The organism is Photobacterium lucens (assembly GCF_009873615.1).
GTDB lineage: Bacteria > Pseudomonadota > Gammaproteobacteria > Enterobacterales > Vibrionaceae > Photobacterium > Photobacterium lucens.
Genome location: NZ_SSMG01000270.1, coordinates 1 through 13,479, shown reverse-complemented (window position 1 = coordinate 13,479; position 13,479 = coordinate 1). Strand labels below are relative to the sequence as shown.

The following is a 13,479-nucleotide window of genomic DNA, read 5'->3' as shown; positions in this document are numbered from 1 at the left end:
AAACCTAAATAGCGGTCACAAAAATCATGAAAAACCACCTCTTGATTACTCATACAAATACGGTGAAATTTAAACTGGCAATTTATGCATAAGCTGTAGATTTAAAAAGCAAAGTTAACACTTGGGCTTAGTCGCAATGAGAATGGTTATACTTGACGAACATCACATCTTAGTTCACAATCCCAACTAACTTAAGGCTTTAATAAACTATGATTTTCATTAATCATCCTAAGTTTAACTCATTGAATATTAATGAATTAGCATTATCCTCATAGATTTATTATCACTTCTAATAAGTATCTACTACCAGATATGATTAATAACAGACACAACATTAGGGTTATCGACTCCCTGCTTGATACCGATGCTTATAAACTGCATATGCAGCAGGCTATTTTCCATCAATACCCAGACGTTGAAGCTGTGGCTGAATTCCACTGCCGAAGCGAAGAAGATCTACGCCCATACTCTCAAGAGATCAAAGATCAAATCGCAAAAATCGCAGCACTTTCTTTTACTGAAGATGAGATCAACTACCTCTCTACACTGTCTTTTTTCAGTGCTGATTATCTTGAGTACTTACGCCACTTTCAGCTAAATGCAGACGATGTAACTATTGATGATTCTGGCGAACAACTAGCTATTACTATTCGTGGTAAATGGCTTGATGTGATCTTATGGGAAGTGCCGCTTCTTGCCATTATTTGCGAAATCCGTTGTGCGCATCTATACCCTGATGCAACACCTGCAGATGCGATCGAACAATTAAAACAGAAAATTGCACGTTTTTACCGTAATGCAGAAGACACCGATTTAAGTGAATTTGCGCTGGTGGATTTCGGTACACGACGTCGTTTCTCTAAAGCCGTTCATCATGAAGTTGTTGATTATTTAAAAGACAACATGCCTGAGTTTAAAGGTACGTCTAACTACTACCTTGCATTTACACGTAACCTAAAACCTGTTGGTACTCAAGCCCATGAATGGTTCCAAGCTCACCAACAATTATCAGGTGAGCTTGCCGATTCTCAGCAACTTGCATTGAATCGTTGGTTACAAGAATACCCGAATGATTTAGGCATTGCCCTGACCGACTGTATCAATATGGATGCATTCCTTCGTGATTTTGATAAACGTTTATCAGAGCGTTTTGTTGGTCTTCGTCACGATAGTGGTGATCCAATTTCTTGGGGTGAAAAAGCTATCGCCCATTACAAGTCATTGGGAATTGATCCTAAAACCAAATCATTAGTGTTCTCTGATAGCCTAACGCTTGATAAAGCACTTGCCATCTTCAAACACTTCAACCATCAAATTAACGTGAGTTTTGGTATTGGTACGCAACTAACGTGCGACCTACCCAATGTTAAAACACTCAATGTTGTTTTAAAACTGACTGAATGTGAAGGTCGACCTGTTGCAAAAATCTCGGACGAACCAGGTAAAAGTATCTGCCGTGATGAAGATTATTTAGATCAGTTACGATCTGCGTTCAATCTCGCAAATCAATAATAATCTAATATATAGATAAAAAAGGCGAACAACTGATAGCAGTGCTCGCCTTTCTTTTTGGTATTTAGCGTTAGCTATAATAAAATCGCTAGCCAATATTTCCTATCGTAACCTACCCTAATCCTTTAGCATTTTTCGATTACTCTCGTTGTAGAATAGCTTCCATACCAAAATGGGTGTTGGTTAACATTAACGTATCATTACTGGTTAACTCAAATTCTGAATCATGTTGGCCATCTTCATAAAGCAGAACTAACTGATTGTCTTCTATGTAGTAAATACCGCGATGCTCTTTTGATTTACCTTTGTCGTTCGAGACCTCCGCAGAGAACAAAAAGTCAGGGCGAAGTGTTAACGATAATTCTGAAATACTCTTATCAACATCCACACCTGAAATTACTGATGTTTTCCAGTTACCCGGTAAGTTCTCAGGTGCGAGTTTAGTAAATCTGGCTCCATCTAAAACGAACTGGTTATAACTCAACATATAAGTATGCATTTGATCATCTTCATTATCCGTCATGAAGGTAATATTGGTTTCATCTATATTATACTCGCCAGCCCATTGTTCAATTTTTCCATCAACACGCAATAGACGCATAGCAAACTGATAATTTGATTTAAATTGTACATGCATTGCGCGATAACTTTCACCTTCGCTTTCTACGCCAGCTTCAGTTGAACTAAACCAATACCAATTGCCAAGTAAAAATGGGTAATCAAATTCTGTTATATCATCGGCAAAGGTTGGACGACTGAATGTACTCAATACAAACAATAGAGCAATAAAGAATAGCTTTTTCATAGGCTTCCCCTGTTACCAGAACAAAGTGCATGTACTTTAAAACTAGTTGGGAAAGCTATTTTGCGATGAAAAATATGCGCAAGATCACATTATAATATACAACATGTCTTAGAGGTGAGAATGTTACTGTAATTGAGAGGTATAAAAAAAGCGCCCCTAAGAGCGCTTTATAATCATAACCTTGTAATGAGTGAGCACACAATTACGATGACTTAATCTTCGTCAAATCTGCTGTGATTCCTACAGCCTCATTAAGATAAGCATCTGGTGCTTCATAGTCTTTTGGCACTGCATCAAGATCAGCAAATGGCTTTTTACCCATCGCTTTTTGACGTTGATTTAATCGAGCTAACCGTTCAGCATCTTCTTTATCTTGCTCAGCAATACGCACTTTTTCATTTAACGAAATGGTGTTGATATCTTTTTCCTTTTTATAGGTTTGGATATCTTCGTCAATGAAACCAAATTCCATATCCTTCTTAATTCGTGCTAAATGCTCTTCACTTAATTTAGGAAGAACAGACGAATAATTATGAAGTTGTTGGTATTTAGCTGGCTTAATGCTATCCCAAGGTAATGCATTGTCTTCAACACTCTCACCGGTTTCAGACGGTTCAACCGCTGTAGGGAAAGAGATATCAGGTACAACACCTAGATTCTGAGTACTACCGCCATTAATACGGTAGAATTTTTGAATCGTGTACTGAACATGACCAAGCGGCTTATCAAACAAATCATACAAGTGGTTTAGCGAACGGTGCTGCTGCACAGTACCCTTACCAAAGGATTGTTCGCCTAGTACAACAGCACGACCATAATCTTGCATTGCTGCAGCAAAGATTTCTGATGCTGATGCACTATAGCGATTAATAAGCACAGTTAACGGACCATCAAAGAAAACCTGATCATCTGAATCACTGTTTACTTTTACTCTACCGTAACTATCACGAACTTGGACAATCGGACCACTCGAAATAAACAAACCACTTAACGCTGTTGCTTCTGTTAACGCACCACCGCCATTGTTACGCAGGTCTATTACGATACCGTCGACTTTATCTTTGTTAAGTTTTGCTAATTCTTTCTTAGTATCTTCAGATAGACCAACATAGAAACTTGGTACTTCAATAACACCAATTTTCTTGCCTTCAACAGTCTTCACTTCAGATTTAACAGCACGATCTTCAAGGCGAATTTTGTCACGTACAATTGTGACAGTGTAACTCTTACTATTCTTACCTTCAGGTAGAATATCAAGGATCACTTTCGACCCTTTAGGACCTTTGATTAATTGGACAACGTCGTCTAAACGCCAACCAATAATATCAACAATCTTTTCGCCTTCTTGACCAACACCAATGATGCGATCACCTGCTGCTAATTTCTTAGAACCAGCCGCTGGGCCACCAGCAACAAGGGATTGAATCGTCGTATAATCATCTTTCACTTGCAGCACAGCACCAATCCCTTCCAAAGAAAGGTTCATTTCTGATTGGAATTGTTCAGCATTACGTGGAGATAAATAACTCGTATGAGGATCAACTTCACGCGAGAAAGCATTCATATATAACTGAAATACATCTTCGCTATGAGTTTGAGTCAGGCGTTTTACTGCGTTGTTATAACGCTTGCCTAACGTCTCTTGGATTTCTTTCCAGTTTTTGCCCGCTAGCTTAAGATTTAACGCATCGTATTTAACACGTTTACGCCAAATTTCATCTAATTCAGCTTGATCTTTTGGCCACTCAAGTTCAGAGCGGTCAATAACAAAGTCTTCATTTTTATCGAATTTGATTTCGTTATTTAATTGCGAAAGCGCAAATTGATAACGTTCAAAACGACGTTGAAGTACTTTATTAAAAATATCAAAAGCACCTGATGTATCACCAGATTGCAACTGATCATCAAACTGATTACGCCAACGTTCAAATTGCTTCACATCTGAAGCTGTTAGAAAGCTTTTGTTGTAGTCGAGCATTTCGATATAGCGATCGAATACCTGACCAGAGAATTTATCATCAAGTGAAAAGTGCTTGTAATGTGAACGGGTAAAACGTGACGCAACCCTTTTACTCGCCGTTGCATGTTGCTTTTCAGGTGCAAGTTGCGGCAAATCACTTAATGAATACTTAGCCTCAGAGGCTTGTGCTGAAGCTGCTAGCATCATGCCAGCAGCTATCAGTGAGAAACGGAATCGACAATTCATGCGTCGCGCATTCTCCCTTTATGAACGCAGGTGCTCCGCTTTAACAGCCATAACTAAACCGTTAGTTAAGCGAACACGCACATCGTCCTTGTTAATTTCAACAATAGTTGCCGGCATGTTACCAGAGCCCATATTCACTTGTACGTCTTTACCAACAATCACTTCGTCAGCGTTTAGTACACGTGTAGTCTCTACTGGCTTCTTATTAACTTTAGCTGTTTTTTGCTTAATGTTCTTTGGTTTAGCTGATTTTGTACGAGTTTTTTTAGCTTCGCCTTCTTTAGCAGCTTTAGCCATTGCTTGCTCTTTACGACGAGTACGTACTTTTGCTTTACTTTCTTCAAGTGCTTTTAGTGCGTGATCAACGTGCTCTTGCTCAAGTACATCACACTCATTACCGTCTAAATCAACACGGCTTACACCAGCTTTAACGCCGTGAAGGTAACGCCAGGAAGATGTGTATTGACGTAATGCTGTACGTAATTGAGTTTTGCTTACCTTTGGATCATCACTTAAGCGCTCAGCAAGATCTTGAAAAATACCGATCTTAAGTGGTTTAGCTTCACCTTCAATAGTAAAACATTTTGGGAAACGCTCAGCAATATATGCAATAACTTCTTTACTGTTCGTTAACTTTTCAGAGTTTTCCATGGACTTTCCTGACATAAACGAGATTTGCTCGCTTGTTGTGCTTTGTTCAAAAAGAAATAGTGTGGCTATTATAATTACCTATAAAGGAAAAACCACCGAAAGCATGAAATTAGAGTACTTTTTGTAGTTCTTCAACTAAAGAAACTAGACCTTGTTCATCATTTTGGTCAAATCTTGACAAATCTGGACTATCAATATCCAACACACCGATGCATTTTCCTCTAACATTTAATGGGATAACGATTTCTGACTGGCTAACAGCATCACATGCAATGTGCCCAGGAAAGGCATGAACATCATCAACACGCTGAACTTTGTTGTCTTTAACCGCAGTTCCACATACGCCCTTTCCAACCGGAATTCGAACACAAGCAGGTTTACCTTGGAACGGACCAAGCACCAGTTCATTATCCTTTAACAAATAGAAACCAACCCAGTTAATTCGTTCCAACTCCATGTTCAATAACGCACTAATATTAGACATATTAGCAATTAAATCCGTTTCACCTTCAATCAATGCCACAGCCTGACGTGTGAGTCGGTCATAAAAAGAACGTGTATTTTCCATAGCATACGCCTTACATAATCGTTAAAATGAAATTACTCATCAATAATAGGAATCATTATCATTGTGAAGCATTCCCTCCCAACCATGATTAATTGGTCTTGGCTATTTATGCAAGCCAAAAAACATCGTCCTCGGCTGATCACGGCAAATATCATTGCTATTGTCGCAACTCTTATTAGTGTTCCTATTCCTTTATTAATGCCTTTAATGGTTGATGAAGTACTTCTACATAAGCCTGCTGAAGGTATTCAATTTTTAAATCACCTTTTACCTCAATCATGGCAAACTGCGACTGGCTATATTCTATTAGTGCTTTTTCTTGTCGTATTCATGCGCACGGTGAGCCAAGCGTTAAATATTCTGCAAAGCCGACAATTCACATTAGTATCTAAAGACATCACCTTTCACCTTCGTCAGCATTTATTAGACAAGTTAGGACGTATCAGCATGCGTCAGTACGAAGAAAAAGGCAGTGGTGGTATCACCTCTCACCTTGTTACTGATGTCGAGACCATTGATAAGTTTGTTGGTGATACCTTAAGTCGCTTTATTATTGGCTTGCTAACCGTAGTAGGTACAGCTGGTGTCTTGTTATGGCTTGATTGGAAGCTAGGATTGTTCATTTTAGTGATCAACCCAATTGTGGTGTATGCCTCAAAACTAATGGGTAATCGCGTTAAGAACTTAAAACGCCAAGAAAATCAGTCTTATGAAAAGTTCCAACAACGTTTAGTTGAAGTGTTAGACGGGATTTACCAACTTCGAGCATCCAATCGTGAACGTGAATTCCTAGGGCAATTGAAATCTCAAGCCAACGATATCCGTCACAGTGCCGATAAATTTGCTTGGCAATCAGAGGCCGCAGGTCGAATATCTTTCCTATTATTCTTGGCCGGCTTTGAAGTCTTCCGCGCTGCCGCGATGTTAATGGTGTTATTTAGTAACTTAACCATTGGTGAAATGCTGGCAGTCTTTAGTTACCTGTGGTTTATGCTTGGTCCTGTACAAGAGCTACTGGGTATCCAATTTTCTTGGTATAGCGCATCTGCTGCAATGCAGCGCTTAAATACTTTGTTATCTCTCGAAGAAGAAGTACGTCCTACCGCAACCGTATACCCTTTCAATCATAATGAAGCGATTGATATTAAAGTGAGAGATGTTCACTTTTCATATGACGACGATAAAGAAGTACTACGTGGTTTAAATCTTGATATTCCAGCAGGTAAACGTGTTGCTTTAGTGGGTGCATCTGGTGGTGGTAAATCGACTTTGATCCAACTGTTACTTGGTATTTACCAAAAGCAGTCTGGCGATATTTATATTAACGGTCATACCATTGAAGATGTCAGTTATGAATCGTTACGTGAACGAATGGCGGTTGTACTGCAACACCCTGTGTTATTTAACGATACGTTACGTCATAACTTAACCTTAGGTGGTGACTACACTGATGATCAATTGTGGAATGCATTAGAAATCGCACAGTTGTCAGATATGACAGAACGCCTGACCAACGGCTTAGAAACAGAGATTGGTCGCCAAGGTATTCGTTTATCAGGCGGCCAACGTCAACGTTTAGCGATTGCTCGAATGATTTTATCGAACCCAGATTTTGTAATTTTAGATGAAGCGACATCAGCGTTAGATACGTCAACAGAAGCAGCACTTCATAAAGCCTTGAATGAATTTTTAGCTGAGAAAACCACATTGATTGTTGCCCACCGTCTTTCAGCGGTTAAACAAGCTGATTTAATCTATGTATTAGAAGATGGATTAGTAAGCCAATCTGGTACACATAATGAATTAGTTAGCCAACATGGGTTATATCAAACACTTTATGGTTCAATTCAATCACCTAATGATGATGTAGAGCAAAGAGATCCACAACTAGCGGTGGCAAGACTCGGCACAAAATAATATAGTATCCCCTTCTTGACGCTCATGAGCTATCATTCACTCTGTTTTTATACACTTGTGAATTAATATTTCATGGGCGTTTTTATATCCCGCTCTTTTTACGAAGGAAACAACGTACTATGTCGACGGCCAGACGCTGCCCAGGTTGCAATTTACTCGTGCTTCCTGAAGTGGCTCATCACGGACAAAGTGCTTACTGTCCCCGTTGTCAAACACGTTTATATCGTGGGGGAACAGCAAGATTTAATGCCGAGCTTGCCATTGCAGCAGCCGGGTTGATCCTTTTTATACCGACAGTTACCTTGCCTTTAATCACCATTCGATTATTTGGTCAGATGATCCCAGCAACACTTCCATCAGGGGCTATCACACTTTCCGCATCTTTTCCCGGTGTCGCAACGTTAATTCTGTTTTGTAGTGTTATTGCACCACTGTTAGTAATGAGTGCTGTCTTCAGCGCACAATTTTCACTGAAATTTCGTAAGTTTCGTCTATTTAAGCTATCAACATGGGTACTGCACCATTTAAAACAATGGGTCATGCTTGATGTATTCTTAGTCAGCCTTGCTATCGCTTGCTTTAAAGTCCAAGAAGTGGCGGATATCAATGTTGGATTAGGCTTATATTGCCTCATCACCATGCAAATATTGTTCTTAGTGCTGTTAACACGTATCAGCGTTCGACGATATTGGGACGCATGGCAGCCTGAAAATGAACATATTAGTGATGATTTAGATACCCTTTGCACCACTTGTCATCTCACTCAAGAGCACCTTACTCATTGCCGACGCTGTAATAGTGTGCTGCATGATCGTATTCCCCATTCAATTCAAAAAACATGGGCATACTTGATCTCAGCTAGCATCTTCATTTTACCCGCAAACTTATACCCTATTTCCATTTTCATGAATAACGGTAAACGTATTGAAGATACTATCTTTTCAGGCGTTGCTGAGCTGGTAAAAACGGGGATGACAGGCATTGCTGCCATCATCTTTATCGCCAGTATTATTGTTCCTATAGCCAAGATCATCAGCTTGGCTTACATCTTATTAGCAGTGCAATTTAAGCGAGATACTCGCCATCTATTTAGAATGCGTGTTTTTCGTGCCGTCCACTGGATTGGTAAATGGTCCGTGATGGATCTTTTTGTTATTGCGATCATGGTTACATTGATAGACCGTGGTCAAGTTCTTGATTTCACGCCAGGTCCAGGGGCAATTGCCTTCGCCGTCGTGGTAGTATTAACAATGTTAGCAGCAGAAAGTTTAGATTCTCGCCTGATATGGGATAACTATGAACAACGATCCAAATAACGAACAACCCCACAAGGTGAATATTCGCCGTGATCGGGGGCTATCACCACTATGGCTATTGCCGCTACTTGCATTAATACTAGCAGGCTGGCTGCTATTTAAAGCGGTTAATGAAGCGGGCGAACGTATTCAAATTCACTTTAACGATGCTGTAGGTCTCGTTGCTGGACGAACCACTATCCGCTATCAAGGTCTTGAAGTAGGTATTGTGCGTGATGTGAGCTTATCGAAAGATTTAAAAAGCATTTATGTTACCGCAGACATCTATCCCGAAGCTGTCAAAGTCTTGCGTAAAAATACTCGTTTTTGGTTAGTTAAACCGAAAGCATCTATTACTGGCATTTCAGGTTTAGATACTTTGGTTTCAGGTAACTACATTGCCTTATTACCGGGTGACGGTCCTGAAGCAACCAAATTTACAGCACTTGAAAGCCAACCAGCAGATACCCCATTGGAAGATGGCTTAAAGCTGCAATTAAAAGCGCCAAATCTTGGATCGATCAGTATTGGTTCGCAAATTTTCTATAAGAAGATCCCTGTAGGTGAAGTTTTTAATTACACATTAAGCGATAACAAAAAAGAAGTGGTGATTGATGCATTAATCAAACCACGTTACGCCAATCTAGTTACCGATAAAAGCCGTTTCTGGAATGTTAGCGGTATGCGTGCCGACATTGGCTTTAACGGCGTTGATGTACAGTTTGAAAGCCTATCAGCATTAATTGCAGGTGCGATTGCATTTGATTCACCGGATAAAGGCACTATGATTGAGCCTAACCACCTGTTTAAACTCTACCCAGATATCAACACCGCAGGTCGTGGTATTGCAATCACAATCACCCTGCCTGATAACAACAATATCAGCGATTCTGGCTCACCTATCATGTATCGCGGTTTACAGATCGGTAAAATCACCGATGTTGGCTTAGATGATAAAACAAACAAGATTGTTGCTCATGCTGCGATTGAACCGAGTATGCGAGAATACTTAAACAGCGGTTCGCGTTTGTTATTAGAAGAAGCGGAAGTTTCACTTAATGGCGTGAAGAACATTGGTAATCTTGTTCGTGGCAACTTCCTACGCCTTATTCCTGGTAAAGGTGAAACAACCCGTGACTTCACCGCCATCACTCGTGATGCATTAGAAGAACAACAACCGGGTGTTGCAACCTTTAAGCTGTATGCCGATCAAAGCTTCGGTATTAAACGTGGTACTAAACTACGCTACAAAGGCTTAACGGTGGGTCGTATTACCAATGTTGAGCTATCAGGTGATCGTGTTGGTTTCGATGTATTAGTTCAGCCTGAATACACCAACTTAATTCGTAGCAGCAGTCGCTTCTTCGTTGATGGTGGTGTGGATGCAAGTATCACCAGCCGAGGTGTAGATGTTTCTATTCCGCCAGCCGATCAACTGATCAGCAGTGCAATCAGCTTTACCTCTGTAGGTAACAGCAAAATTAACAAGAGCTACACCCTATTTAAAAACCGTAGCCTTGCTGATCTTGCAGATGAAAAGCTTAAAGGCTATAGCACTATTAACCTGTTTGCCGAAAAGCTACCGCCTGTTTCTGAAGGCAGCCCAGTGTTATACCGCAATCTTCAGGTCGGTGAAGTTATCGACTTTGCACTGAAAGATAATGGTGTAAACATCAAGCTAAACATTGAAAAACAATACCGTCACCTAATCACTTCTCACACCGTATTCTGGAATCGTTCAGGCATTGAGGTAGAAGCTGGTTTAAATGGTGTGAAATTGGTAACTGATCCATTATCAACATTAATCAAAGGCGGTATTGCTTTTGATAATATGGATCAAGTTAGCAACCGTATTGGTTCAAAATACAAGCTCTACCCAAGTCTGAGTGATGCACAACACTTCGGACAGTTGATCACTCTTACCGCTAACGATGCTCGTTCGGTTTCTAATAATACCGAAATCAAATTCCAAGGCGTGACCATAGGTAAAATCATCAACATAGAGCCTGATTTCTACAAAAACAACGTAAAAATTCAAGCGCGTTTATACCCGAAATACGCTAAGAAAATTGCTAAATCTGATAGCTACTTCTGGGTCGTTAAGCCGAAGATCAGCCTAAGTGGTAGTGAGAACCTAGATTCGCTACTTAGCTCATACATTGCAGTTCAACCGGGTAAAGGCAGCTTTGCCGATAAGTTTAAATTGGGCTCTGCCGAGCTGTTTGATTCTCGCTTAACTATCGTATTAGAAAGTGAAGACCGTGGCTCTGTTAGCGAAGGAACACCACTGCTTTACCGTGATATCCAAGTTGGACAAGTGGTTAATGTATCACTGGGTGACTTAGCCGATCGTGTGATCATCAAAGCACAGCTAGAGAAACAATATAGCCATCTTGTTCGCAAGAACTCGGTATTTTGGAATAAATCAGGTGTGAATGTCGATATCGGCATTACCGGTGCAAACGTCAAAGCAGGCACATTTGATAGCTTACTTCGTGGTGGTATTGCGTTTGCAACGCCAGAGCAGCAACCACTTGAACCACAAGCCAGAGCGGGAACCCACTTCCTATTGCACAAAGAAGTGAATCCGAAATGGTTGGCATGGAGAACCGCTATCCCAGAGCGATAAGCATTCTTCGACAATAAACACATTAACAAAGAGCACTTCGGTGCTCTTTTTTTAATCCGTAATCTGGGTTTATTACGCTTTGTATTAGCAAAAACTGCAATTCATACCAATCTGTTATAAACTCAGCGCCATTAGCTAGTTAATAGAGATCCTTCCCTTGCATCCGAATATCTATATCCCAGACGCATTCATCGATTTAATCAAGCAAACCATGCCTGAGCACTTAGACATCGATGAGTTTATTGCATGTTGTAAAACACCTCTTCGTCGCAGCATTCGTGTCAACACACTAAAAATCAGTGTAGAGGATTTCCTTGCTCGTGTTGCAAACCGTGGATGGACATTAACGCCAGTACCTTGGTGTGATACTGGCTTTTGGATCGAACGAGAAGATGAAGACAGTGTTTCGCTAGGTAATACTGCTGAACACATGGCGGGTCTATTCTACATTCAAGAAGCCAGCTCAATGATGCCAGTTACTGCATTATTAAAAGATAACGATGCGTTAGATTGCGTGCTAGATATGGCATCTGCACCGGGCTCTAAAACCACTCAAATTGCCTGTGCCATGCAAAATCAAGGGGCGCTGGTGGCAAACGAGCTGGCTGCAAGTCGTATTAAAGTACTGCACTCAAACCTACAACGTTGTGGTGTTTACAATGCGGCACTTACCCATTTTGATGGTTGTGTATTTGGCACATGGGCACCAGAAGCGTTTGATTCAATCTTATTAGATGCGCCATGTTCTGGTGAAGGTGCTATTCGTAAAGACGAAGATGCAATGGCAAACTGGAGCTTAGCCTCTATTGAGGAGATCGCAGAAGTCCAACGCAACCTGATTGTGAGTGCATTCCAAGCCCTAAAAACTGGCGGCGTTATGGTGTACTCAACCTGTACGTTAAACCAAAGTGAAAACCAAGAGGTTTGTCATTTCCTAAAAGAGAAATTTGGTGATGCTGTTCAATTTGAGCCACTAAATGATCTGTTTGAGGGTGCAGAAAAATCACTCACAGAAGATGGCTTCCTTCACGTTTACCCACAGATCTTTGATAGCGAAGGTTTCTTTGTTGCTCGTATTCGCAAACTGGCACCAGTAGAAACGGATAAAGTGAAAAAGCGCATGGGTAAATTCCCATTTAGCCAGCTAAAAGATAAAGATCAGCAAGATATTGCTAAGCAACTAAAGCAAGATTTAGATATCACCCTACCTGCACAACACGATGTATGGATACGTGACAAAGAAGTTTGGTTATTCCCTTCCGAGCTGCAAAGCTTAATTGGTGAAATCCGCTTCCAACGTATCGGTATCAAATTGGCAGAGCAACACAAAAAAGGTTACCGCTGGCAGCATGAAGCAGTGATGACACTGGCTTCTGGCAACGAATCTACCGCTGTAGAGCTTAATGCAGAGCAAGCTAAAGAATGGTTCATGGGACGTGACATTCGCCCTGAAATACCAGCTGGTAAAGGCGAAGTTATTGTGACTTACCGTGATTACCCAATCGGTATTGGTAAATGGGTAAGTAACCGTATTAAAAATGGATTACCCCGTGAATTAGTGCGTGATACCAACCTTTTTGATATCTAACACAAAAAGCGTTCATCATCGTCGATCTTGCGTTAATTGATAGTTTAATTATCTACCAAACTGGAAAAAGACCATTATTCAACTAACATTGAAAGTGTAATCAAACTCCATTTACTAACCAGTTAGCGCAAGGCTCTTACGAGAGCCATTCCCCTAGGCCCGAGACAGGAGTCGTTTCGGGCTATTTTTTGTCTTCAACTTTCCACCTTCAATAACGGTATCAAGGTAACATTTCTGAAATATAAAAGCGTTTTTTTACCGCCCAACCTCTCATCTTTAAATTCCTCGACTTTTCAAGCTTCTATTTC

The 13,479-nt window shown here is 40.5% G+C and carries 9 protein-coding genes; 5 read left to right on the top strand and 4 right to left on the bottom strand.

Features of this window, described 5'->3' with window-relative positions:
- The first annotated feature begins 312 nt into the window (after positions 1-312).
- Entirely contained in the window at positions 313-1,512 is a 1,200-nt protein-coding gene (gene pncB / locus E5A76_RS11545) for a nicotinate phosphoribosyltransferase (protein ID WP_187695628.1), read from the top strand.
- A gap of 139 nt (positions 1,513-1,651) precedes the next feature.
- On the opposite strand, the gene E5A76_RS11540 is transcribed toward pncB, so the two are convergent.
- From E5A76_RS11540 to E5A76_RS11525, 4 genes are all read right to left on the bottom strand, one after another.
- Positions 1,652-2,317: a lipocalin-like domain-containing protein gene (locus tag E5A76_RS11540; RefSeq protein WP_053989716.1), complete on the bottom strand. Its 666-nt coding sequence runs from the start codon at positions 2,315-2,317 to the stop codon at positions 1,652-1,654.
- 202 nt (positions 2,318-2,519) lie between these two features.
- Positions 2,520-4,523 (bottom strand): carboxy terminal-processing peptidase, encoded by a 2,004-nt coding sequence (prc, locus tag E5A76_RS11535; RefSeq protein WP_161119022.1) that lies wholly within the window; start codon positions 4,521-4,523, stop codon positions 2,520-2,522.
- Between the two features lie 18 nt (positions 4,524-4,541).
- Positions 4,542-5,174 (bottom strand): RNA chaperone ProQ, encoded by a 633-nt coding sequence (gene proQ, locus E5A76_RS11530; protein ID WP_053989714.1) that lies wholly within the window; start codon positions 5,172-5,174, stop codon positions 4,542-4,544.
- Positions 5,175-5,283: 109 nt separating this feature from the next.
- Entirely contained in the window at positions 5,284-5,742 is a 459-nt protein-coding gene (locus E5A76_RS11525; RefSeq protein WP_053989713.1) for a GAF domain-containing protein, read from the bottom strand.
- A gap of 84 nt (positions 5,743-5,826) precedes the next feature.
- On the opposite strand from E5A76_RS11525, the gene E5A76_RS11520 reads away from it, so the two are divergent.
- The 4 genes from E5A76_RS11520 to rsmF all read left to right on the top strand — a co-directional run bounded on the left by E5A76_RS11520 (position 5,827) and on the right by rsmF (position 13,171).
- A complete protein-coding gene (locus E5A76_RS11520; protein WP_161119023.1) occupies positions 5,827-7,659 on the top strand; it encodes an ABC transporter ATP-binding protein in 1,833 nt (610 codons plus the stop codon).
- A gap of 119 nt (positions 7,660-7,778) precedes the next feature.
- A complete protein-coding gene (locus tag E5A76_RS11515) occupies positions 7,779-8,975 on the top strand; it encodes a paraquat-inducible protein A (RefSeq protein WP_161119021.1) in 1,197 nt (398 codons plus the stop codon).
- Positions 8,956-11,583, top strand: a complete 2,628-nt coding sequence (locus E5A76_RS11510; RefSeq protein ID WP_161119020.1) for a PqiB family protein — start codon at positions 8,956-8,958, stop codon at positions 11,581-11,583. The genes E5A76_RS11515 and E5A76_RS11510 overlap by 20 nt, the downstream gene beginning before the upstream one ends.
- A gap of 157 nt (positions 11,584-11,740) precedes the next feature.
- Positions 11,741-13,171, top strand: a complete 1,431-nt coding sequence (gene rsmF, locus E5A76_RS11505) for a 16S rRNA (cytosine(1407)-C(5))-methyltransferase RsmF (RefSeq protein ID WP_161119019.1) — start codon at positions 11,741-11,743, stop codon at positions 13,169-13,171.
- Positions 13,172-13,479 lie beyond the last annotated feature (308 nt).